At 37.0% G+C, this 24,358-nt stretch carries 21 protein-coding genes and 1 tRNA gene; 8 read left to right on the top strand and 14 right to left on the bottom strand.

Annotation, left to right across the window (positions count from 1 at the left end; all coding sequences use genetic code 11):
* Positions 1-19: 19 nt before the first annotated feature.
* Both BLT95_RS11945 and BLT95_RS11940 read left to right on the top strand, forming a co-directional pair.
* Positions 20-1,336 (top strand): hydroxymethylglutaryl-CoA reductase, degradative, encoded by a 1,317-nt coding sequence (locus BLT95_RS11945; RefSeq protein WP_089666400.1) that lies wholly within the window; start codon positions 20-22, stop codon positions 1,334-1,336.
* Positions 1,336-2,265 carry a GYDIA family GHMP kinase gene (locus BLT95_RS11940; protein ID WP_089666399.1) on the top strand — a complete coding sequence of 310 codons (930 nt, stop codon included), beginning with the start codon at positions 1,336-1,338 and terminating at the stop codon, positions 2,263-2,265. The genes BLT95_RS11945 and BLT95_RS11940 overlap by 1 nt, the downstream gene beginning before the upstream one ends.
* Before the next feature lie 49 nt (positions 2,266-2,314).
* Here the strand turns inward: BLT95_RS11940 and BLT95_RS11935 are convergent, their stop codons facing one another.
* From BLT95_RS11935 to BLT95_RS11905, 7 genes are all read right to left on the bottom strand, one after another.
* The gene (locus BLT95_RS11935) at positions 2,315-4,435 is read right to left on the bottom strand and encodes a peptidylprolyl isomerase (RefSeq protein WP_089666398.1); all 2,121 of its coding nucleotides are present in this window, start codon (positions 4,433-4,435) and stop codon (positions 2,315-2,317) included.
* Between the two features lie 152 nt (positions 4,436-4,587).
* Positions 4,588-5,874, bottom strand: a complete 1,287-nt coding sequence (locus BLT95_RS11930; protein ID WP_089666397.1) for a hemolysin family protein — start codon at positions 5,872-5,874, stop codon at positions 4,588-4,590.
* 5 nt (positions 5,875-5,879) lie between these two features.
* Positions 5,880-6,071, bottom strand: coding sequence for a hypothetical protein (locus BLT95_RS14505; protein ID WP_089666396.1), 192 nt, complete (start codon positions 6,069-6,071; stop codon positions 5,880-5,882).
* Positions 6,064-6,636, bottom strand: a complete 573-nt coding sequence (lptC, locus tag BLT95_RS11920) for an LPS export ABC transporter periplasmic protein LptC (protein ID WP_089666395.1) — start codon at positions 6,634-6,636, stop codon at positions 6,064-6,066. The genes BLT95_RS14505 and lptC overlap by 8 nt, the downstream gene beginning before the upstream one ends.
* Before the next feature lies 1 nt (position 6,637).
* Positions 6,638-8,011 (bottom strand): hypothetical protein, encoded by a 1,374-nt coding sequence (locus BLT95_RS11915; RefSeq protein WP_089666917.1) that lies wholly within the window; start codon positions 8,009-8,011, stop codon positions 6,638-6,640.
* Between the two features lie 19 nt (positions 8,012-8,030).
* Complete coding sequence (locus BLT95_RS11910; RefSeq protein ID WP_089666394.1) at positions 8,031-9,275, bottom strand: hypothetical protein; 1,245 nt, start codon at positions 9,273-9,275, stop codon at positions 8,031-8,033.
* On the bottom strand, positions 9,272-10,003 hold the full coding sequence (locus BLT95_RS11905) for a type III pantothenate kinase (protein ID WP_089666916.1): 732 nt from the start codon (positions 10,001-10,003) through the stop codon (positions 9,272-9,274). The genes BLT95_RS11910 and BLT95_RS11905 overlap by 4 nt, the downstream gene beginning before the upstream one ends.
* A 104-nt stretch (positions 10,004-10,107) precedes the next feature.
* Here BLT95_RS11905 and BLT95_RS11900 point away from each other — a divergent pair.
* Positions 10,108-10,180, top strand: a tRNA-Phe gene (locus BLT95_RS11900).
* 99 nt (positions 10,181-10,279) lie between these two features.
* Complete coding sequence (locus BLT95_RS14340; RefSeq protein ID WP_157718056.1) at positions 10,280-10,432, top strand: hypothetical protein; 153 nt, start codon at positions 10,280-10,282, stop codon at positions 10,430-10,432.
* Positions 10,433-10,652: 220 nt separating this feature from the next.
* On the opposite strand, the gene BLT95_RS14410 is transcribed toward BLT95_RS14340, so the two are convergent.
* From BLT95_RS14410 to era, 5 genes are all read right to left on the bottom strand, one after another.
* On the bottom strand, positions 10,653-10,802 hold the full coding sequence (locus tag BLT95_RS14410) for a hypothetical protein (RefSeq protein WP_172822591.1): 150 nt from the start codon (positions 10,800-10,802) through the stop codon (positions 10,653-10,655).
* Positions 10,803-10,986: 184 nt separating this feature from the next.
* Positions 10,987-12,963 (bottom strand): outer membrane beta-barrel protein, encoded by a 1,977-nt coding sequence (locus BLT95_RS11890; RefSeq protein WP_231896366.1) that lies wholly within the window; start codon positions 12,961-12,963, stop codon positions 10,987-10,989.
* A gap of 29 nt (positions 12,964-12,992) precedes the next feature.
* A complete protein-coding gene (locus BLT95_RS14500; RefSeq protein WP_231896365.1) occupies positions 12,993-13,742 on the bottom strand; it encodes a carboxypeptidase-like regulatory domain-containing protein in 750 nt (249 codons plus the stop codon).
* 105 nt (positions 13,743-13,847) lie between these two features.
* Positions 13,848-15,152, bottom strand: a complete 1,305-nt coding sequence (der, locus tag BLT95_RS11885; RefSeq protein WP_089666392.1) for a ribosome biogenesis GTPase Der — start codon at positions 15,150-15,152, stop codon at positions 13,848-13,850.
* Between the two features lie 77 nt (positions 15,153-15,229).
* A complete protein-coding gene (gene era / locus BLT95_RS11880) occupies positions 15,230-16,117 on the bottom strand; it encodes a GTPase Era (RefSeq protein WP_089666391.1) in 888 nt (295 codons plus the stop codon).
* Positions 16,118-16,363: 246 nt separating this feature from the next.
* On the opposite strand from era, the gene BLT95_RS11875 reads away from it, so the two are divergent.
* Both BLT95_RS11875 and BLT95_RS11870 read left to right on the top strand, forming a co-directional pair.
* Entirely contained in the window at positions 16,364-17,902 is a 1,539-nt protein-coding gene (locus BLT95_RS11875) for a SulP family inorganic anion transporter (protein WP_089666390.1), read from the top strand.
* A gap of 299 nt (positions 17,903-18,201) precedes the next feature.
* Positions 18,202-19,635 carry a nicotinate-nucleotide adenylyltransferase gene (locus BLT95_RS11870; RefSeq protein ID WP_089666389.1) on the top strand — a complete coding sequence of 478 codons (1,434 nt, stop codon included), beginning with the start codon at positions 18,202-18,204 and terminating at the stop codon, positions 19,633-19,635.
* 8 nt (positions 19,636-19,643) lie between these two features.
* Here BLT95_RS11870 and BLT95_RS11865 read toward each other — a convergent pair whose 3' ends face one another.
* Positions 19,644-20,108, bottom strand: a complete 465-nt coding sequence (locus BLT95_RS11865; protein ID WP_089666388.1) for an RNA methyltransferase — start codon at positions 20,106-20,108, stop codon at positions 19,644-19,646.
* Positions 20,109-20,259: 151 nt separating this feature from the next.
* Between BLT95_RS11865 and BLT95_RS11860 the strand changes: the two genes are divergently transcribed.
* Complete coding sequence (locus BLT95_RS11860; RefSeq protein WP_089666387.1) at positions 20,260-20,898, top strand: hypothetical protein; 639 nt, start codon at positions 20,260-20,262, stop codon at positions 20,896-20,898.
* Between the two features lie 113 nt (positions 20,899-21,011).
* Here the strand turns inward: BLT95_RS11860 and BLT95_RS11855 are convergent, their stop codons facing one another.
* Positions 21,012-21,995 (bottom strand): hypothetical protein, encoded by a 984-nt coding sequence (locus tag BLT95_RS11855; RefSeq protein ID WP_089666386.1) that lies wholly within the window; start codon positions 21,993-21,995, stop codon positions 21,012-21,014.
* 443 nt (positions 21,996-22,438) lie between these two features.
* Here BLT95_RS11855 and glgB point away from each other — a divergent pair, with 443 nt between their 5' ends.
* On the top strand, positions 22,439-24,346 hold the full coding sequence (gene glgB / locus BLT95_RS11850; RefSeq protein WP_089666385.1) for a 1,4-alpha-glucan branching protein GlgB: 1,908 nt from the start codon (positions 22,439-22,441) through the stop codon (positions 24,344-24,346).
* Positions 24,347-24,358: the final 12 nt, after the last annotated feature.

The following is a 24,358-nucleotide window of genomic DNA, read 5'->3' as shown; positions in this document are numbered from 1 at the left end:
CTCCTGAAATACCTAAAAAATGACAAAGCCCGTAAACGGATTTTCAAAACTTACCAAAACTGAGAAAATAGAATGGCTGGCAAAAAATTATTTACACGATAATAGCGAGGCTATCCCTATTTTAAAACAATACTGGAATGATGATGAAAAGCTACAAAAGCTTCATGATGAATTTATTGAAAATACGGTTTCTAACTTCTACTTACCACTAGGCCTGGCACCTAATTTTCTTATCAACGGAAAGTACTATGTGCTGCCAATGGCGATCGAGGAAAGTTCTGTAGTTGCCGCAGCCAGTAAAGCGGCTAAATTCTGGAGTGAGCGCGGCGGATTTAAAGCAACGGTGATCAACCAGAAGAAAATAGGTCAGGTACATTTTTTATTCAGGGGAGATTACCCAAAACTTGAAAATTTATTCAAGGACATAGAACCAAAACTTCGGGAAGCTGTGAAGCCTATCACCCGAAATATGGAAAAAAGAGGCGGTGGAATCTTAAATATCGAACTTATAGATAAAACCGAGGATCTTGAAAATTACTATCAGTTATTTGTGAAATTTGACACCCGGGATTCTATGGGTGCTAATTTCATTAACTCCTGTTTGGAGAAATTTGCCGAAGTTCTTCAGGAAGAAGCATCAAATGCCGAGACTTTTAATAAGGAAGAAAAAGATCTCCAGATCATCATGAGCATTCTTTCTAATTATGTACCAGAATGTATTGTTAGGGCTGAAGTGTCCTGTCCCGTAGCTGAACTTTCCGAAGACAGCAACATGACAGGAGAACAATTTGCAGAAAAATTTATACAGGCCGTTAGAATTGCTGAAATCGAGCCTTACAGGGCAGTAACTCACAATAAAGGTGTGATGAATGGTATTGATGCTGTGGTTCTGGCCACCGGAAACGATTTTCGTGCGGTTGAAGCAGGTATCCATGCTTATGCATCCAAAGATGGGCAGTATTCAAGTCTTACTCATGCTAAAGTGGAGAATGGAATCTTTAAATTCTGGTTGGAGATCCCACTGGCACTTGGAACCGTTGGCGGACTCACAAGTTTGCATCCTTTAGTAAAACTGGCACTAGACATACTTCAAAAACCATCGGCAAAAGATTTAATGCAGATCACTGCAGTAGCCGGATTGGCTCAAAACTTTGCCGCCTTAAGATCCCTAACTACTACAGGAATCCAGCAAGGCCACATGAAGATGCACCTGATGAATATTCTTAATCAAAATCAGGCGACAGATAAAGAAAAAGAAGATATGGTAGAGTATTTTACACATCACACTATTACTCATAGTAGCGTAATAGAGCAACTGGAAAAAATGAGAGCTTAATGCAAAAATTTAGAAGTAATGGGAAATTACTGCTAACCGGAGAATATGCCGTATTAAATGGAGCAAAGTCCCTGGCATTACCTACAAAACTGGGACAGAGCATGGAAGTTTTAACAGGTAAAACAGGTAATTTAACCTGGATTAGCTATGACGAAAATGAAAATATCTGGTTTCAGTCAGATTTCAAAATTGAAAATGGGAATTTCACGCCGATTACACTCTCAACAAAACAAAATCTCGAAACAACTGAAACTGCAAAACGTCTTCAGCAGATCTTATCTTCAGCATACAGAGAAAATGCACAAGCTTTTCATCATAAAGGATATAAGATAATCACCAGACTTGACTTTAACCGAAAATGGGGACTTGGAACTTCATCTACCCTAATCAACAATATTGCTCAATGGCTGGAGATCGATCCTTATAATTTATTAAAAGCAAGTTTTGGAGGCAGCGGCTATGATATCGCCGCAGCAGGCAATGATTTCCCTATAACTTATCAATTGACCAAAAATGGACCTGTAAGCTTTACTGCAGATTTTAATCCGCCATTTAAAAATGATCTTTTCTTAGTTTACCTAAACAAAAAACAAAACAGCAGGGAGGCGATCGCACATTATCGAAATCAGCCTATTGAGAATATTCAGGATCTCGCCAATAAAATTTCAGGAATAACAGAACAGATCATTAAAAGCGAAAATCTGGAAGAATTCAAGCTCTTTCTGAAAGCTCATGAATCTTTGATCTCCAAAGCGATTAACCTGCCACGTATACAAACTGAATTATTTCCGGACTATCCCGGAGTTATTAAAAGTCTTGGTGGCTGGGGAGGCGATTTTATACTTGCCACTGGTGGTAAAGAAGAAAAAGAATACTTTAGAAAAAAGGGATATCAAACGATATTCGAATATCAGGAACTTATCAAATAAAAAAGCCCCAGCATATGCTGAGGCTTTTTATTATCATAAATCCAGAAGTCTAGTAGAACCTAGCTCTGTTATCTTCAATTTCTGCTTTCGTCTTAAGAGCTTCAAAAACTCTCATCGTGGCCTGAGCTCTGCGAGCTGCACTTTCCTGCTGTGCAAATCCTTTATAAGAATCCATTGCCGGAGCTTCAAATTTGCTCACTAATTCAGCTACATATACTCCTTTTTCTCCAGCAATTGGAGCACTCACTTTCCCTGAATCTAAAGAGAACACAGCTCCAACAACTTCAGGCTCTTCCCCTGCACCGGCAAGAGTAGGATTATTAAGGTTAACTGCATCTGCAGTTTGAACACTCACTCCCTGATTGCTTGCAATCTCCTGCAGCGTATTTCCTTTTAGCCTTTGTTTGATCAACTCAGCTTTCTTCTCTTTCCTCAAAATTGGAGTTACTTCCCCAGAAGCTTCTTCTACGCTCATAAGACCTTTATCCCTGCTAGAAGTTAACTGCGCTACGATATAGCCATTATTAGTATCAAACCTTCTAACATTACCAACTTTTGCCTCTTCTCCAAAAGCCCACTGGATCACTCTTCGCTGCGCACCGGCACCAGGAATATTTTCCTCTAATGCTTTCACATCTTTTACAGTACGTACTTCATAGTTTCCTTTTTTAGCAACATCTGAAAAATCACCTTCAGAAGCCGAAATTTCAAATTTCGTTACTTCATTAAAAAGATCATTCATTGTTTTCTCAGATGCCTGGATCTCTCTTGCTAAAGTTGCCACTTTTACCGCTCTGGCAGCTTCTGTTTGATCATCAATAGAAATCACGTGATATCCTAATGGAGTTTCTACCACACCAACATCGCCTTTATTATTGTCGAAAACATAATTATCAAACGCAGGTATCATGGTTCCAGGTGCAAAATACCCAAGATCACCGGCCTGTTCTTTGTTAGATGTATCTGCAGAATATTCAGAAGCCAATTCGGCGAATTTCGCATTATCAGCTCTTACCACACCGGCAATACTATCTGCTAAAGCCTGCGCTTCATCCTTAGAACGGCTAACATCTGCGCCAAGTTGAGACCCCTGATAGGTCACAAGAATATGACTTGCTTTTACTGAATCTGGAATATTTTTGGTCTCTATCACTTTGCTCAACTTCCAGTATCCATTCTCTTCGTATGGCCCGTAAGTTTCACCTTCGTTTAAACTAAAGATCGCCTCTGCATTTTCTCCTGAAAAATCATTTCTGAATTTGAATCTATTATCAAATGGCAAATCTGAATTATTACCAATAAAATCTGCATAATCATCGGTACTATCAAATCCAGGCAGTGTGTCATTGGCGCTTATCGCAGCATTGTATTCTACACGCTGCTCTCTTAAAGAACCAAGAGATTCTCTAGCCTCGCTTTTATCATCTCCTGAAGCACTCTCCTCAAATATTACATACTGAAGACTTCTTGAACCCTCTGTCTCGAAACGTGAAGAATGATTATCCAGGTAAGTTTTAATATCAGATTTAGTTACTTCAACCTCAGTATCTGGTATTGATGAGTATGGTATCTGCACAAACTTCATATTAATATTGTCATTCTGAAGTCTATATGCCTGTTCACCTTCTAACAGGGTTGCACCTACTCCGGCTCCAACCATATTATAGTAACTATTCATCTTGGCAGTTTGAGCTAGATTAGAGGTGAATTGTTGCCACTGCTCGTAAGCCTGTGGTGAAGTCTCCTTCAAATTTGCCACATACTCCCTCAATCTATTTTCGTCAAACATTCCCGCTTCATTGGTGAAATTTGGATTGTTTGCCATTTGAGCACGAACAAGTTGTGTAACCTGAGCCTCTCCCGCTCTAATTCCAAGTTTTTCAACTTCCTCCTCTAAGATCACCTGTCTTAACTTCTGATCCCAGATACGGTTCACAGCCTGAGTGGTACTCATGTTGTTCCCCATGTTTCTTTCAAAGTTTTCCACTTCACGTGCAAACTCTTCTCTGCTTATTTCAGTACCATTTACAGTTGCAATGGTATTCTGGGAACTTTGAGAAGCCATTCCTCCATTTCTAATCACATCTGCCAATACAAAAGAAAATAAGGCCAATGCAATAATGATAATCAAGAAAACAGACCTTTGTCTGATTTTATTTAATACTGCCATTTGAATATAAAATTTGTCAAAATATAGGGGGCGAAAATAAGGTTTTTAGGCTAATAATAAAATTTAAAATTAGCAAATTCTTAACTATAAAAAATTTCTTGAAACCAATTAATGCGGGAACCAAGCCCCAGGGAAAATATCAGGTAAAAACTTTAATCTTCAGGATTAATTTTAAGCTCTACCAGTTCAATTTTAGTATTGGAAGTTTCCAGGATCTTTATTTCGAAATCCTCTATGTTAATCACCTCTCCCTGCTGCGGAATCTCCTCGGTATGATTCACGATAAAACCACTAAGGGTTTCATAATTTTCTCCGACAGGAATTTCGGTCTTGTAAGTTTCATTAAGATAATCTACCTCTAATCTTGCGGAGAACTTAAAATGGGCATCCCCTAATTTTTCTTCTATTAATACTGCAGAGTCGTGCTCATCTTCAATTTCACCAAAAAGCTCTTCTACAATATCTTCCACAGTCATCATTCCACTAGTACCTCCATATTCATCAATAACTACCGCTATACTTTTCCTCTTTTTAATAAGAATATTAAGGACATCTTTCACCCACATGGTTTCGGGCACAAAAACTACCGGAAGCAGCATGGATTTTATAGATTTCGGTCTTTTAAACAATTCAAAAGAATGTACATAACCAATAATATCGTCTATGGTTTCATTATACACTAGAATTTTAGAAAGTCCGGTTTCAGTGAAAGTTTCAACAAGATCATTGGGTGCCTGACTTTGGTCTACCGCAATAATCTCGGTTCTGGGAATCATTACTTCCCGCGCCTTGATATCGGAAAACTGCAAAGCATTTTGAAATATCTGTATCTCACTATCTACATCTTCATACTCCTCAACTGTTTCCATCTGTTCGCTTATAAAGTTCCCCAATTCTACCTTACTAAACGCGAGTTGCACTTCATCACCATCGGTTTTAAAGAAACGCTTTAGAATAATATCTGAGATCCAGATTACAAATGAAGAAACAAAACTAAAAACTATATAAAAGATATAGGCGGGCACCGCGAAGAGCTTCAACATACTATTCGCATAGATCTGGAAGAATACTTTCGGAAGAAATTCTGCTGTGAACAATATTATTAAAGTAGAAATAATGGTTTGCGTGAGCAGGCTAAGATCTGTAATAATATAATTCACAAAACCGCTCTGCGGCTCTAAACCGCTTAACCAGGCCATAAGCAGGTCTCCCATAAAAAAACCATAGACTACCAGTGCAATATTGTTACCCACCAGCATGGTGGCAATAAACTTGGAAGGTTTTTTGGTAAGTTTTTTAAGAACTTTGGCTAAAAAATCGTTCTGCCTTTTTTCAATTTCAATAAAGATCTTATTGGACGAGACGTAAGCGATCTCCATCCCTGAAAAAAAAGCAGAAAGCAATAGAGAGCAAACTATAATAAGTATATCAACCTCCATTCAGGTTATTTATTTCGATCTTCATATTTTCGCCTAAACCGTCTTTTAAAGAAGAACATAAAGATAGCTACACAAACAAAGAATAGGAACAAATAAGCTCTGTTTCTCTGTTCACCCCATATTCTAAAGGCTTCAAAAAGAAAAAATGCTGCGAACAATAAATATGCATATTCGAAATACCTGAAAAACTTACTCATCTTTTTTCTCCTCTTCTATAATTTGTATGCCCGTATTGGTTCTTGAACGAAAATTAGTGAAATCCTGATTAGAATCAAAACCGAGATCTTCTGTATAAGATCCATCTGGAAACCTAATAGTGTTTGGCTTGTCTGTAAATATCCAGCTTCTATCCTGATCCCAAAATAACTGACTAGCTTCTAACTTTGTACTATCTGCTGTAATTATCACCACATTTCCCTGCAAGTCAATTAGCTTTGTCGCCTCATAAACAATCCCGTAATCTGCATTTACGGTGTTCTTGCGATCCTGCTCATCAAAGAACTCTACTTCTACTCCATCTGGAAATTCCCGGTAAGGAAATGCCTTATTTGTATAATCCAGCATTTTTGCACTTTTTAAGGTTGCTACCAATCTGCCAGAATCTGTAAATTTCAGGTTAATACCTTCGGCAATTGCCTGAGGGGCATCTTCCTCTATACTGAAGGCTCTTACTTCCTGTAAATTACCTTCGCATGAAAAAAGCATTGTCACGCCTATGAGCGTGACAATGCCTGAAATTATATTACTATATGTGAGTTTCATCTTATAGGTTCGGGATACGAACTGTCTCACCGATCCAACATCCTATTGAAATCGCATCACCAGCATTTTTACTAGACTGGAATACATCAGATTTCTGAGGCGCTCTACCTCTGTAGGCAGCAGCAGCCTGATTTGCATTACTTGAGATAGATGGATCTACTCTTGCAGCTCTTGAAGCATAATCTGCAGCTAACCAGTATACGGCTCTCTTAGAAAACGCATCCTCACCACAGTTATTAGCACTTTTAGCGTACATGTTCGCGATCTGTAAATATGCACTACCCAGAGATGGCTTAGAATTCAGGGCTTTTCTATAAAAACTTCTGGCCTGACCATAGCTACCCTTATCTTTGTAGTTGTTTGCAATTCTATAGTAGATCTTCGCCTGGTCAGATTTATCAGTCTCCAATTCAGCAGCTTCATTATAGTACTCTAGTGCTTTAGAACTTTTACCTTCAGACTCAGCTAACTGACCTAAAGAATATGCAGATTTTGCAGATGGCTCTAATTGGTGCAATGCTTCAGACACCTGTACGAATAATGGATCTTCAGTACAATCTTTAGCTGAAAGTCTGGCGTTCACATTCTTTAACCAGGTAACTTCTGTTTTCTTAGCTTCAAAATCTTTCTTATAAAGTGGTACCAGGTTATCACAATCTGCACGAGCACCAAGCTTAGCGTTAAGTGCCGCTTTTACGTTACTATAGTTCTTAAGATTGATCTCTGCATACTTAATTTGCTTTTGCTCTTTAGTAGACAGATCTTCTCCTTCTTCCTGCTTCTTTAATAGTGGCGCAAGATTTTCGGCAGCCGCATTTTCTTCTGTTTCAATCTTAGCGAAAACTCTATCATACATGTCAAATACATCCTGAAGCGATCTTTCACCTTCATCCTGCATTTCAACTACAAGATCAAAATATGCATATAAACCTTTAGGACTGGTGAAATTCTCTTTGTCTTCATTCCAAACCTTATCGAAAGCCATGAAAAGCTCATCCTTAGACCCCATTTTATTATCATACTTCAACTGAGCAATGTCTGTATAAACTCTTGCCTTTTCAGTTTTACCAGGATATAATTCAAGTCTGGTTTCCCAAACTGAAATTAGTTCTTCAATTAATTCATTTTTATCGCCTTCTTCGGCTTTACGTATTTTATCTTCGATTGCTCTTTCCAGATACTGGTAAGTTGCAAGGCTGTATTTAGGACACTCTTCCTTAACTTTCATTAAAGCCGGATACGCAGCGTCATAATTTTTCGCTTTAGCATCATCATATGCTAAAGCAGCCATTGTCGCACAATCACCAGATTGTGCACTCAAAGACCCTGATCCAACCAGGGCAACCGTTATTAGAGCTAAAAATCTATTTTTCATCTTCTTGTTTATTGTATGGTTAATTAAATTTTCTTTTCGTGAACCATTTGTCATTTAAAGACAATCCTACAGATAGCCTTAAAAAGTTCTCCTGAATCAAACCGGAATTCTTGGTACCTCTCTGTCCAAGCTCGATTCCAAGGTTTAAATTGGAGAAATCTAATCCAACTGGCAAACCTAGTCCAAAAGATATGCCAAACTCATCAATTGACTCATTATTGATCATCAATCCAGTCTCATCATATCGAAATCCACCTCTATAAACAATTCTTTCTAAGTAACTTGTGAAAGAATTATACTTAGGAACATAAAATCCACCTACAGAGAATTGAGAAGCATCTTCATAGGCTCCTCCATCCCCTCTAAACCTAAAGCTGTCTTCATAAGAAGATGAACCAACATTAGAATACTCAGCCCCTGCAAACCACTTATTTTTTTCTCCTATACCTGCTCCAATCGTTAATTTTGAAGGGTTCTCAAATTGAGTATCAGCCAGATCCAACTCCCTTACTTCTATTACTCTTCCTGTTCCTAAGGAGAAATCAACCGTAGAAATGGCTCTTGCATTCTCCGAGTCCAGATTTATAGAAGGCGCATAAGATCCAGAAACGTGTAATCTATACTTTTCTGAAATATCTCTTTGGTAATTAGCTCCAAAATTAAAGCTAAATCCTTTAATGTCAGACCTATTCACATCGGTTGTTCCATATTGAAGACCTTCCCGATTAATACTTTGAGAATTCTGAAAGTTTCCGAAATTATAATTTGCATCCACACCAAGGCTTAACTCCTCTGTAACAGCAACCCCTGCGGAAAGAAAAACTTTATTCATCCCTCCTCTACCATTCAGTAAACTTGCAGATCCTTCATCTGTATCAAGAATTCTATATCCTACAGATGTATAAGGCAACACCCCAAAACCAACTCCTACCCTGTCACTAACCGGAAACGCCAGTGCAAGATAATCCAGTGAAGATATTTTCGCATTATCACTGGCATCATTGGTTTCCAGTTTTATGCGATCGTGGCTTGCACCTACTGTAAAGTTCGTTCTTTTTAAAGTTCCATAACTGGCAGGGTTTTGAATATTCATATGTATACTATCATTGAATATGCTCAAGCCACCCATAGATCTATTCTCTACCGTCCCCTTGAAATTTGTTAAACCAATACCGTAATAAGAATAAGGCGAGGATACATTTTCCTGCGCTTCTGCAGTAAAAGCTAAAAATAAAGCTACGATTACTATAAATCGTTTTATCATTGAGTCTTGTTAAATTCTAGAATGAAATTAAGTCCTTCTAGCAAAAAATTTGAGTTGGCAAATATGCTATTTTTTAATGGTATAGACAAAATTTGACTATCCCCTCCTGTGAAAATAACTGTTAAATCTTCAAATTTAGAGCTATAAGATTCTATACTTCCCTTTAATTCCATTTTGATTCCATTAATAATTCCGGATAAAATACTTGATTCAGTAGAATTACCGATCAATTCAGCTTCCGGCTTCGGTTTAACTAACGGTAAATTTGCGGTAAACTTGTGCAAGCTTTTAAATCTCATTTCCAATCCGGGGGAAATAGCACCTCCCAGATAAACTTCCTCCCTGGTTTTAAAATCGTATGTAATGCAGGTTCCTGCATCTATGATCAAAACATTCTTTCCAGGATACTCATTTACTGCTGCAGCGACCAGTGCTATTCTATCTTTTCCTAAAGTTTCCGGGGTGCCATATTTATTTTTAAAGGGGAGCTTCACTTTTTCATCCAGATGAAGTAAAGGATAAGACTTTTTTACTTCATTTTCCAGCAATTCATCTAAAGCTGTAACGCTGGAAAGTATCGATTTTTGGATTTCAGGGAACTTTTTTCTCAGATTCTGAAAATTTTTTAAAAAATCTTCTTTCCTGAAAACATGCTTTTCCAAAAGCGTACTGTTTTGAAAAACAGCAGTCTTTACAAAGGTATTCCCGGCATCGACAACTAAATTCATTCCATTTTTTATAGAAAGACAAAAGTACAAAAGCATTTTTTTAAAAATTCCTTTGTGAGTTCCTAAAAATGAAATTATATTTGCCACCGCTTAAACAAGCAACTGGTGCCTTAGCTCAGTTGGTAGAGCAAAGGACTGAAAATCCTTGTGTCCCTGGTTCGATTCCTGGAGGCACCACCTTTAAAAACCCGTTTCATTGAAGCGGGTTTTTTTATTTCATTATAATCTCAGTCATTTTTTAAATGATTTAGGATCTATTGATAAGATTCAGAAAAAATGGAGATCAATCTTTTTGGGAAGAATTCTGCCTTCTCTATCCTTTGGAGGAATTTCACTAGTATTCTTTGCAAAGTTGAATTAAAAGCACAGAAAAAGACAACTATTACCATCGTCCTTCCCGCAGCCTTAATTGATACTTATGAAAATTAATATATAAACTGAATGGTAGGTAATAGATGATCTAATCTACCGTACGAATTTAAATAGATTTAAAGCTTGATAAGATCCTTTTACAGACGCTCTAAACATTAAAATGAAAGAATATTATATCGTTTAATTTTTACCGATTAAATGCAAAAAACCATCTGTTGGCTTAAAATATAAGTCAATGATGGTCTTAAATTAAGACATAAAGTCTGCAATCCAAAGATTATAAGTTGTGAACGATCACGTTTACAATAGCTCCAGCTACCGCAAGAAGAATCAATACTAAGGCAAGAGTAACTCCTATCTTAGCAAAGATATTTAAGCCCTGCAGCGATCCTTTATAATTTTGAACAAAATCGGTAAAAATTTCCATAAGCATAGCCTGTTTTGAATTAATATTCAACTCTCTTAAATATAAAGAGTTACATAGCTATTTCAAAAAATAATCGACGAGTAAACGATATTCTAGACGTATAACGAGGAACATTATTTCAGTATGGAAAAATCGGACTTTTAAGGCCTGAAAATCAATAATTTTATGGAATTTAATTAGAAAATCATCTTCTCATTCTTCTACCCCCTCTGCTAGGAGCTTCACCGGCACCAAAACTGCTTAATTTATAAGTGAAGCTTAGCATACCATATCTTTGCAGCACAAGATTATTTACATCCTGTATATAATCGTCTCCTACAAGCCTCCTGGTATCTACGTTCTGATCTAGGAGATCATAAACTTTCACCTTAAGAGTTGCCTGATCTTTTAAAAACTGATAGCCCAGACTCATATTCCATAATAGAGACGTGCTATCAAAGCCGGGAGCAACATTTCCGTATTGATTGTAAGAAATATCATTACCAAAAACTACATTTTTAGGCCAGTAGGTCGTGGTCTCCAGTGATAGTGTGTGATTGGTGTAACTTTGGTCTCTCCCACTGTTAATATTGTACGTTATATCGTTATAGTTAAGAGTATAGGCAGGATTAATTTCAAAGAGCTCATCAATAGCATACGTCAATTGAAATCGAGGACTCAAACTAAATTGGTCAGATTTATATTTTACGGCATTTATAAAACCTACATTGCGATTATAAGCGGTATTCATCCTTAACCTTAACCGCAACTCCCTGGCATCCTTTTTAAAGGTTTTACTATAAGAGCCTCCCAGATTTCCGTTTATAACACCGTCTACATTCGTATAGGTCGTGGTTCTAACAAAATCTTCCACATTGCTTGTGGCCACCACCTGGTTATCTGTGAAATTAGCATACATATATCCAAAAAATCCACTCCGTGTAGCAAAATCAAAATTCCTGAAATTGAAATTTATTCGCTGGTTAAAAGTTGGCTCCAGTTCAGGATTACCAACGACGATATTCAAAGGGTTTGTACGATCTTCTACCGGCTGTAATTGCCTTACCGACGGCACATCTGCATTTGTACTATATCCCAGACTTATACTTTTGGAACGCTCGATGGAATATCGAACATCGGCATCTATAAAAATGTTGTTATAGGTATTATTGAAAGAAACTTCATCAATAAAATTTTCAGTTTTAAGGGTAGTACTTAAAAGTCCAATTTCAGTATCAATTCGCCAAACCTCTCCTTCGTAATTGATCCCGGCATTTGGGGTATGTTTAAAACTCCTTACCTCAAAGTCATTGCTCAACAATTCATTGAAATTTGTATAATCCCCGTCAACCGCATCAAAAACATTCCGTGTATTTCTGCTTTCGGAAGCAGAGAAATCGTAATTAAGATCTAGAAAAAGCTGCTCGGCTAACACACTGCGTTTTGAAGCACCTACCCCAAATGAATTTGAGTTTTCATCCTGATCTATAAATTGATCCTGAATCATATTATTTTCCGGAGCATTTACAAAAACACTTTCAGAAAAATAGATATTTTCATTTTCTTGTTTACTATGCGAATGGTTCACATCTATTTGAAGATAAGAGCCTTTACTACCAAAACGCTTAATAAAATCCATACTATTAGAGAAATTTGCGCTGTTCAACGCTTCCATTTCATCTACACTAGTCGTGTTTTGCAAATTCATATTTTCATCCAGCGTCGCTTCATTTCGATCTCTAAAAGAAGTCCCAATATTCGCATTGAACCTAGGGGCGACAGAAAGTTTGGTAAGCGTATCAAATTCTACCTCATAACGCAAATTAGCTCTATGACTATCATTAATAAGGTTACTGGAACTAGTAGAATTTGTAAAATATCTTGAATCTGGAAGAATGTTTTCCCGTTCTACTCGGGTTCTGGTTTCAGTATCATTTCTTCCGTAGAAATAATCTGCACTCAACTCCATTTCATTATCCCATTCATTTACAAAATTGAAACCGGCAGTTTCAGATTTTGTAATGCCGCCACTACTCCCAAATCCGGTACCATTGATACTGAACGAGCCATTGCCATTAAAACTTATGCTTCTGGCATTTCCTCCCATCATATCAAAAACCTCGTCAAAACTAAATCCTGAACTATTAATGTTGTTAGAACTCGCCAGAATACTAACACGCATGTCATCATTAAAGTAATTCCCGATACCACTTAGCTCGTAACGATCATCTGTTCCTCCCCCGCAGTTAATCTGGAGAAATACCCCTTATTTTTATCTTCTTTTAGCTCAATATTGATTGTTTTATCATCTGGATTCCCGGCCTTTCCAGTAAACTCCTCACTTTTGGTTTTGGTATCGGTCACCTGAATTTTGTCTATGATCTCCTTTGGAAGGTTCTTCGTAGCAATTTGAGGATCGTTCCCAAAGAACTCTTTGCCATTCACAAGAATTCGTGATACCGGCTTACCATTCACACTAATATTTCCATTTGAATCTACCTCTACTCCCGGAAGTTTTTTCATCAAATCTTCCAGATTTGCATCCTGGCGGGTATCAAAAGAGGCAGCGTTGAACTCGAGCGTATCTTTTTTTATGGTGACAGGAGCTCGTGAGGCAGTAAGTGTAACCTCATCAAGCGTGTTATCCATCGGCTGAAGCAGAATATCTTCAACAACTATATTTTCCTGAATTTTAATTAATTGCTGGTATGGAGAATAACCATTATAACTTACTATAAGATTGAGATTTGCTGCTTCCGTATTTCCTTTGAGTAAAAATTCCCCATTTTTTTCTGAAATGGTGTAACTCACCAGACTACTATCGCCGGGCTTTTCAGTATAAATAGTGGCAGACTCCAGGGGATTTGAAGAATCATCGACAACTTTCCCGGTAATCTGAAATTCCTGTGAGAAACTATTTGAACTAATTAAAATTAGTAGCAGAAAGATGTAAAAACGCATTGATTAGGCATATTACATGAACAGAAAAAACCAATAACTGCGCAATAGGCTAATTACTGGCTAATCTTAAGACTAATGATGCTTTGAATGGTTTAACCCAGACCGTTATTTTTTCCTGAAAAAGATAGAAACTGGAACCCCCTCAAAATCAAACTCCTGCCTTAACTTATTCTCAATAAATCGCTTATAAGGATCTCTTACATATTGAGGCAGGTTACAAAAAAATGCAAATTGAGGGTGCGGTGTTGGTAATTGCATGCAGAATTTGATCTTCACATACTTTCCTTTATAGGCCGGTGGCGGATTTTTTTCAATAATAGGTAACATCACATCATTAAACTGACGTGTTTTGATCTTCCTGCTACGGCTTTCAAAGACCTTTACAGCGGTTTCTATGGCTTTAAAGACCCTCTGCTTGGTCAATACAGAAATGAATATGATTGGAACATCTGTAAAAGGTTCTATTTCACGACGAATCATCGCTTCATACTCCTTCATGGTATTGGTTTCCTTATCTACCAGATCCCATTTATTAACCAGGATCACGATCCCTTTATGATTTCTTTGTGCCAGCCAGAAGATATTCTGAACCTGACCATCAAAACCTCTGGTTGCATCTAAAACCACTAAACACACATCGCAATTCTCAATAGCACGAACCGATCGCATTACCGAGTAAAACTCTAAATTTTCCTTTACCTTAGATTTTCTTCTGATCCCGGCAGTATCTACCAGGTTAAATTCAAATCCAAATCTGTTATATTTTGTATCGATAGAATCTCGTGTGGTCCCTGCAATATCAGTAACGATATATCTATCTTCCCCAATTAAGGCATTGATAAACGAAGATTTTCCAGCATTTGGCCTTCCTACCACCGCAAATCTAGGCAGTTCAGATTCGTCTTCCTCTTCAATTTCAGGCAGCGCTTCAATAAGTGCATCCAGAAGATCCCCAGTTCCACTACCATTAGTACTGGCAATTGGAAAATATTCGCCCAGACCTAAAGAATAGAATTCTACCGCATTTGCCAGTCGCTTATTATTATCAACTTTATTCACAGCAAGCAGTACCGGTTTATTCACTTTTCTAAGCAAAACGGCCACCTCTTCATCCATGGGTGTTACTCCAGACTCTACGTCTACTATAAAAATAATGGCATCTGCCTCGTCTATCGCAAGCTCTACCTGTTTGTCTATTTCAGCTTCAAAGATATCATCGCTCCCCTTCACATATCCGCCGGTGTCTATCAAGGAAAATTTCTTTCCATTCCAATCAGACTTTCCATAATGCCTGTCCCGGGTAACCCCACTTACCGAATCTATGATTGCCTCGCGGCGCTGAATAAGTCGGTTAAAAAAAGTTGATTTACCAACATTTGGTCTACCCACAATAGCGACAATATTGCCCATAACTATAAATTGATTTCTGGAGGCAAAATTAAGGGATTTATCCCAATATATCTGCTCCTTACATTAAGCTGAAAAGTTTATTTCTTATCTGTATATCCGAATCTACGAAGTTGGTTGGAATCGCTACGCCAGTTTTTATTCACTTTTACGTATAATTCCAGGTGTACCTGTTTCCCAAAGAATTTCTCAAGATCTTTTCTGGCTTCCACACCAACTCTCTTAAGTGCTGCACCTTTATGGCCAATAATGATCCCTTTTTGCGTATCTCTTTCTACCATGATAATGCTTCGCATTCTTATGATCTTTTCCTCTTCAAAGAATTCGTTGGTTTCAATCTCTACGCTATAAGGGATTTCCTTTTTATAATGCATTAAGATCTTTTCACGAATAATCTCATTCACAAAAAAGCGCTCTGGTTTATCTGTTAAAGTATCTTTTGGATAAAAAGCCGGCGACTCTGGAAGCAATGCTATAATTCTATTAAAAACTTCAGAAACATTAAAGCCTTCCAGGGCTGAAATTGGATGAATCTCTGCAGTTGGAACTTTCTCTTTCCAGTAACCAACCTGCTCTTCCAGTTGTTCCTGATTGGACTTATCTATTTTATTCAGCAATAAAAGTACTGGAACTTCAGAATTGGCGATCTTATTAAAAAAAGCTTCATCTTTTAGACTTTGCTCTCCTATTTCAACAATATAGATCAATACATCGGCATCTTCAAAAGCAGATTTTACAAAATCCATCATAGAAGCCTGCAGCTCATAAGCGGGTTTAATAATTCCAGGTGTATCACTTAAGATCACCTGAAAATCTTCACCATTCACGATTCCAAGAATTCTATGACGTGTTGTTTGTGCCTTAGAGGTGATTATGGAAAGTCTTTCACCTATAAAAGCGTTCATCAACGTTGATTTTCCCACATTGGGATTACCAATAATATTTACAAATCCGGCTTTATGTGCCATAATATTAATTTTTGCAAAGGTATTTCATTTGTAATCTGTTACCTAATCTTTATTGAATTTCTAACAATTGACTCTCACGAGCTTGAATATTCAGCATTTTATTTAAAGATTCTGCCCATTATAACAATATAACTCACTGAAAATCATAATTTAATAAAAATAAAAATCTAAACTTTCAAAGAGTTGCGCTTCTATTTTTAATGACTATTTTTGCCGCTTCTTAAATTCAGCTGATGAATCTTCATTATGAAAAAAGTTTTCAACTTATTCGATTTCAAGCAACAGGTTAACTATAAAACGGAAGTGCTTGCAGGACTTACAGTGGCAATGACCATGATTCCTGAATCCCTGTCGTTTGCAATTCTAGCTGGATTCCCTCCACTAATGGGGCTATATGCTTCATTTATAATGGGGTTGGTTACGGCTATATTTGGAGGAAGACCTGGAATGATTTCCGGAGGTGCCGGCGCGACAGTTATTGTTCTAATTGCTTTAATGAAATCTGATGGTCTGGAATACGTCCTTGCAGCGGTAGCTTTAGCAGGTGCTATTCAGATTATAATTGGGGTTTTTAAGCTTGGAAAGTTTATACGTTTAGTGCCTCATCCCGTAATGTTTGGATTTGTGAACGGGTTAGCGATCATTATATTCATGTCTCAGTTAGACCAGTTTAAAACGGTAGTTAATGGTGATATTGTATGGCTCACCGGAACTTCATTATACATCATGGCCGGTTTAGTAGCCTTAACTATTGCTATTGTAGTATTGCTACCTAAACTTACCAAAGCTGTTCCTTCTTCATTAGTGGCGATAATCGTGGTATTCATCTTAGTATATTTCTTAGGAATAGATACTAAAACAGTACAAGATATCGCGTCTGTTAGTGGTGGATTCCCTCCTTTCCATATACCTAATATCCCGTTAAATCTGGAAACATTGAAACTAATCGCGCCTTATTCTATGATCATGGCTGCAGTAGGATTAACTGAAGGTTTACTTACTTTAAACCTGGTAGACGAAATTACTGAGACTAAAGGAAATGGTAACAGAGAATGTATTGCACAAGGGGGCGCTAACGTACTAAATGGATTCTTCTTTGGTATGGGAGGCTGCCCAATGATCGCCCAAACCCTTGTTAACTTATCTGCCGGTTCCAGAGCTAGATTATCTGGAATAATTGCAGCTTTTACCATTCTCGCTATTGTATTATTTGGCGCTCCCATAATAGAACAGGTACCAATGGCAGCTCTTGTAGGAGTAATGATCATGGTTGCAATTGGAACTTTTGAGTGGGCCAGTTTAAAGATCTTCAACAAGGTTCCCAAGAAAGATATTTTCCTGGTAATTATAGTTGCACTAATAACTGTTATTCTTCACAACCTGGCGTTAGCAGTGCTGGTGGGAGTTATATTATCGGCATTGTTCTTTGCATGGGAAAGTGCCAAGAGAATTAGAGCCAGAAAAAGTATTGATGAAAATGGCGTAAAACACTATGAAATATATGGCCCGTTATTCTTTGCTTCTACCACTAATTTTGCAGAAAAATTTGATGTTATAAACGATCCTGAAGAGATAATAATCGATTTTAAGGATAGTCGCGTTGCAGACATGTCTGCTATTGAAGCTTTAAATCAGGTTACTCAACGGTACAATAAAGTTGGTAAAAAAGTTCATTTAAGACATTTAAGTAATGATTGTCGAAGATTATTAAAGAATGCTGATGCCCTTATAGAAGTGAATATCCTTGAAGATCCAACCTACAAGGTAGCTACAGATAAGGTCTAAAAAATATCATTCTTAACTTTAATTCAGGATCAAGTCAAGACACTTATTTATATCACACTATTTTTTATAAAAGGATAGGAATTTCAAATAAACTAAAGCTTCTCATTTTTAAGGAATTTAATCCACTACGCATAGCTTTGTAAATTTATTTCTCTTTAATTTACTCCTCAAATACATTGATTACATCCCGGTTAATCAGTCTTAAAATCCCCAAAATTATTTTAAACATTACTTAAAAAGAGCCATCAGAAAATTTAATATTCCTAACTTTCAGAAACCAAAAAATCAAAGTTTTTTAAATGGCTGAGCTAAGTGAAGACGAATTTCAGAATATTCTATCTATAGAGAATAAATGTACGAGGTTAAATCTTAACGAAAATATCTACGGAACTTTCGCCGAGATCGGAGCCGGGCAGGAAACAGTTCGTCATTTTTTTAGAGCAGGAAACCCGAAAGGAACCATAGCCAAAACTTTAAGTGCTTACGATAAGGATTTTAGTGATGCCATTTATGGTTTGGATCCACAGAACAGGTATGTTACCGAGGCCCGGTTAAAACGAATGATAGACTATGAGGCTGAACTAATTGAGCAACGTCTTTCCAGAAAAAAATATCCTAATAAATTATTTTTCAGTTATGCCAATACGGTAGCAACCATAGACTGGGCAAAGAAATATAAAGGTCACGGCTGGCTTGGGATAAAATTTCAACGAGAACCCAAGCAGGAATATAGTGAGATCATGTTGCACGTTCAATTTCATGAAAATAATGCGTCACATCAACAAGTAAGCCTGGGAATTATGGGCGTAAATTTAATCTATGCTGCTTTTTATCAAAGCGATGATCCTAAAATGCTCATTAAAAAACTGTATGACCACCTTAGTGTTGATAAGATTGAAATTGATTCCATCAATTTTAGGGGACCTGTATTTAAAGATGTAGATAATAGACTCATGAGCCTGGAACTTGTAAAGGAAGGAATTACCGAGGCCGTCATGTTCTCTACTGAAGGCAATAATATTTTACCGGCAAATGTGCTGTACAAAAAAAACATCCTCACTTTAAGGGGAAGTTTTAGACCTGTAACCAATCTGAATTTGAATATGTACATGTCTGCGAGAAAACTTTTTCTGGAAGAGGAAGAAGTAGATCCAGATAAGACGGTGGTTATTTTTGAAATGACCTTAAATAATTTAAAAGCGGAAGGTGAAATTGATGAAAAAGATTTTCTTGATCGCGCTGATCTTCTATGTGCATCGGGGCAAACCGTAATGATTTCCAATTTTCAGGAATATTATAAAGTTGTGGAATATTTCTCTTCACACACCAAAAAACAACTAGGACTTGCCATGGGAGTTGATAATCTCATCGATATTTTTAATGAGAAGTATTACAGGCATCTTAGTGGTGGTATATTAGAAGCCTTTGGTAAATTATTCTTTAAAAGTCTCAAGGTATATTTATATCCTATTAAAGATGAAAAAACAGGGAAGATCATTACCAGTGAAAATTTAAAAGTTCATCCAAGAGTAAAAGAATTATACAAGTTTTTTATAGATAATGATAAACTGGTAGATATAGAAGATTACGACGAGACTTCCCTGGACATACACCCAAGAAAAGTATATGAAATGATTAGGGAAGGTGACCATAAATGGGAAAATATGGTTCCAGGACTAACCGCCAAAATGATCAAGGAAAAGAATTTATTTCAAGAAGAAAAAGCTTCTTAGACTAAAATTTAGGTTGAAAATTCAGTTTTCATTCCCCGGTCATACATTACAATACTTCCGGCGACTGAAACATTTAAACTTAAAGTAGATCTAAATTTAACGAGATAATGGGCTTTTTCTATAGCCCTATTAGACAGTCCATGGTCTTCTGCTCCCAGTAAGTAAACACAACGTCTTGGGTGTTTAAATTCTTCAAGGGGCTGGGCCTCATTGGTAAGTTCTACTCCTACCAGCATAGCTCCTTTAGGTAAATGCGCGTAAAACTCCTCAAAAGTGTTATAATGAAAATAAGGCATCGCCCCTACCGCCTTATGGGTATCACAAGCCTGTTTTGAATATCGGTTTCCAATAGTATAAATGAAACTAGCACCCATATTCTGGGCTGAACGCCATAAAACGCCAAGATTTTCAGGAGTTTTACCATTTTGAATTCCAATTCCGAAAAAACCCTGTTTCAAATTATCTGTATGCATACTACAAAAGTAATATTCTCACAGATTCATCCCACATCAGGTTTATAAGTATTGTAGATTATCGAATTTCAGATAAATTCATCGGTTATTTTACTGTATTACAGTATTTTAAATTAATTTAAAGTAACTATCAACCAATACTTTAAGAACTATGTTAGACGCTCATTTAAATCTCGCATTAAATAGAAATAGATACCTAAACCTGGTGCCGGTAATATTTTTATTCATTCTAACAACATCTTGTAATGATAAAAATTACGAGGACGTACCTGAAAAAAAGAAAATGACCATAAAAGATAGTATCAAACGGGGCGAATACCTTGTAAAAACTATTGGATGTCATGATTGCCATTCACCAAAGAGAATGACTGAAAGAGGACCCCAGGAGATCCCTGAACTCGCATTAAGTGGTCATCAGGCTGGAGACAGCCTCCCTCCTATTAATTCGGCAGCACTTCAAAGTGGCTGGATGTTAATGAGCGGTGATCTAACTACCGCCGTTGGCCCCTGGGGAGTTTCATTTGCTGCGAATATAACTTCAGATGATACTGGAATTGGAAACTGGACGATGGAACGTTGGAAAACTGCTATGAGAGAAGGTAAACTTAAAGGTGATAAGGGAGGCAGAATGATGCTCCCTCCAATGCCATGGGAGAATTTCGGAAAATTGACAGATGAAGACCTGGAATCGATGTTTAAATATTTACTGAGTACTAAGCCGGTAAATAATGCTGTGCCAGCACCCATTGCTCCAAATAAATTAGATAGCCTGAAACAACCCGGTAATTAAGAGGCAGAACAAATGATATTTATTTGATCATAACTGATAGAGTGAAGTAGTCTTTTAAATTCTGATCGAAACTTAAATTGTTTCATTCTATTATTATAAGGTTTTCAGTCATTTCAATTCACAGTAAAAGTTTTTAATAAACCCTTACTTTGAGGATCTGGAACTTCGGCGATAAGCGCATAATTACCAGATTTTAAATTCACCGTAAAATACCCCACACCTCCCTTATTCATTTCTTGCATTCCTCCTAAAAATTTAAAACCTTCGGGTGCAGGAGTTTGCAAACCTTTAGGATCTGCCCAGTTCATCCAGCTGTTTAATTTTGAAATATCTGCTCCATCATCTACCCAAACCAGATGCACATCACTCATTACATAGTTCTCATGAAGCTTTTGCTCTCCAAACTCTACTTTAAATGTCTTCTCTCCCGGAGAAACCACTTCCTTAAATACAATTCCCTTATTTGCATCCAGCTCAATGATATAATCCTCTATAAGATCGAGCTTTAAACTATCTGCTTTAATAACTTCAATTTGTTTACTCATTCCGTCAGTATTATGAAACACCCCATTAGGCATTTTGACATAGCACTCAATAATATAAGTTCCCGGCTCCAAGTAAATAGTAGACTGGGCGGTGCTTTTAGCAGATATCAATCCCACTCCCCCTTTATATTCAACTTCCTGAAACCATTCTGGCAATTTTCCAAATGCCTCACTGGCTTTTTCAATTTCACCTGCATTAATAAGATCCATTCCTTCCTGAAAAGGAGGTCCTACCTCTCTTTCTGCATCTTTAATAGTTTTACCTTCGGGATATTTATCAAAAAGAATGAAGTGAGTTTCATTAGAATTGTTTTTATACTTTATCGTTTTCCATCCAGATTCCCACCGATCTTTAGTTTTAAACTCCATGGAGTTAGTGACTATGCTTATTAGTTCATTCGAGGATTTTGCTTCAGAGGATTCTTCAATTTTTGTGTTTTCAGGTTGTTCCTTTTCCTCTTTTCTATCATATTTACAGGAAGTTATACCTATAATTATTAAAAAAATTAAAACAACCCTGACGTACGGTAAAGATATTTTGTTGAATTTCATGTTGATTGATTTTCGTTCATCTCATGAAGTTCATGCAGCGGAGCATTCCCTAAATTCCGAAAAAAATAAATAATACTCAAACAAAATCAACGTAATCACAAAATATTAACTATCTAAAGCTTAGTTAGTTGTCAAAAATTCAAACAAGTTGAAAATTACATCTCATTTTCAGAAACTGTTTATTAAATTTAAAAACCCAAGGTTTCACGAAACATTATAATACATTAATATGATGGTGCGTATTCTATGAAAGAAATCCTAGAGTGTTTTATAAAATAATGTTAGAAAGTTAAGTCCAGAACAGATAGGCAAAACATCTTAACACTGAAAACAAACATCAAGTAAAATTTTTACTCGAATATTGTTAATTAGAAAAACACATTGATGAATTTCAATTGAAATATATCCCAGAATTAGGAACCATGGGTTAAATAAAACCAACTATGAAGAAAGAAGTACAGGTACACTCTTTATTTTCAGATTTTGACATCTCACTCTTTAAATCAGGTAAACATTATCGCCTCTATGAAAAATTTGGAGCGCATCTTCTTGAAGTTGATGGAGAGAAAGGAGTTTACTTTTCGGTTTGGGCACCTTCAGCAAAATCAGTCTCGGTAATTGGAGATTTTAATTACTGGACAGAAGATGAACACCCTTTAAATGTTCGATGGGATGAAAGTGGCATCTGGGAAGGATTTATTCCAGGTGTAGAAAAAGGTGCAAAATATAAATACAAGATACATTCTCATAATAATGATTTAAAATTTGAAAAGGCAGATCCATACGCACTTAAATGCGAACACCCGCCAAACACTGCTTCTATTGTCTGGGATCTTGACTATAAATGGACAGACAAAAAATACATGTCTGCCAGAAAAAATAAGAACGGACTAAATAATCCTTTTTCAATCTATGAAGTTCATTTAGGTTCCTGGCGAAGAAATATGGATGAAAATCGTTCCCTCACTTATGTTGAAATGGCCGATGAACTGGTTTCTTATGTAAAAGAAGTTGGTTTCACCCATGTAGAATTTATGCCGATCATGGAATATCCTTACGATCCTTCATGGGGTTATCAATTAACAGGATATTTTGCACCAACCTCACGTTTTGGAGACCCTCAGGATTTTATGTATCTCATGGATGCTTTTCACAAGGCTGGAATTGGTGTGATCCTGGACTGGGTTCCATCACATTTCCCCGAAGACAAACACGGTTTAGGTCAGTTTGACGGCTCTCATCTGTATGAACATCCAGACCCTCGAAAAGGATATCATCCAGACTGGAAAAGTTTGATCTTTAACTATGGTAGAAACGAAGTAAGGTCATTTCTTATAAGCAACGCTATTTTCTGGCTAGATAAATACCATGCAGATGGCTTACGCGTGGATGCCGTTGCTTCCATGCTTTACCTGGATTATTCCAGGGAAGATGGTGAATGGGAACCTAATGAGCACGGCGGAAGAGAAAATCTGGATGCGGTGAGTTTTGTTCGCGATCTAAATACCGAAGTTTATAAAAGTTTTGAAGGAGTGCAGACCATTGCAGAAGAGTCTACCTCATTCCCCATGGTTTCCAGGCCTGTAGATCTTGGCGGACTTGGTTTTGGAATGAAATGGATGATGGGTTGGATGCACGATACACTGGAGTATTTCAAAAAGGATCCTATTTACAGGCAGCATCATCAAAATGATATCACCTTCAGTATGACCTATACCTTCACAGAGAATTTTGCGCTACCGCTTAGCCATGATGAAGTAGTGTATGGGAAAAATTCATTATTGGGAAGAATGCCCGGAGACGATTGGCAAAGATTTGCCAATTTAAGACTACTTTATTCTTATATGTTCACGCATCCCGGGGCAAAATTACTTTTTATGGGAGCTGAAATCGGGCAATATAGCGAATGGAATTATAACACCAGCCTGGACTGGCATTTGCTCGAATATGAACCTCATCAGGGAATTAAGAAAGTACTTACAGATCTAAATAAACTATATAAAACAAGACCGGCCCTGCATGAGAAACAGTTTACGGCAGATGGGTTTGAATGGATCGCTTATAACGATAGTCAGAATTCAGTTTTGAGCTATATAAGAAAAGGGAACGATCCAAAAAAATCCCTGGTCGTTGTTTGTAATTTCACTCCAACGCTCCTTAAGAATTACAACATCGGACTTCCTGCTTCAGGAAAATTGAAGGAAATCTTCAATTCAGACGATAAGAAATATGGCGGTTCAGGCGTAAAAAACAAAAGCCTCAAGATTGAAGAGAAAGAATTTCACGGCAGAGCACATTCAGCTAAAATAAGCATTCCGCCATTAGGCACAGTAGTTTTTGAAATTTTATGAACAAGCGCACAA

It is taken from the genome of Gramella sp. MAR_2010_147, assembly GCF_900105135.1.
Classification (GTDB): Bacteria; Bacteroidota; Bacteroidia; order Flavobacteriales; family Flavobacteriaceae; genus Christiangramia.
This window is presented reverse-complemented; position numbering and strand designations above follow the sequence as displayed.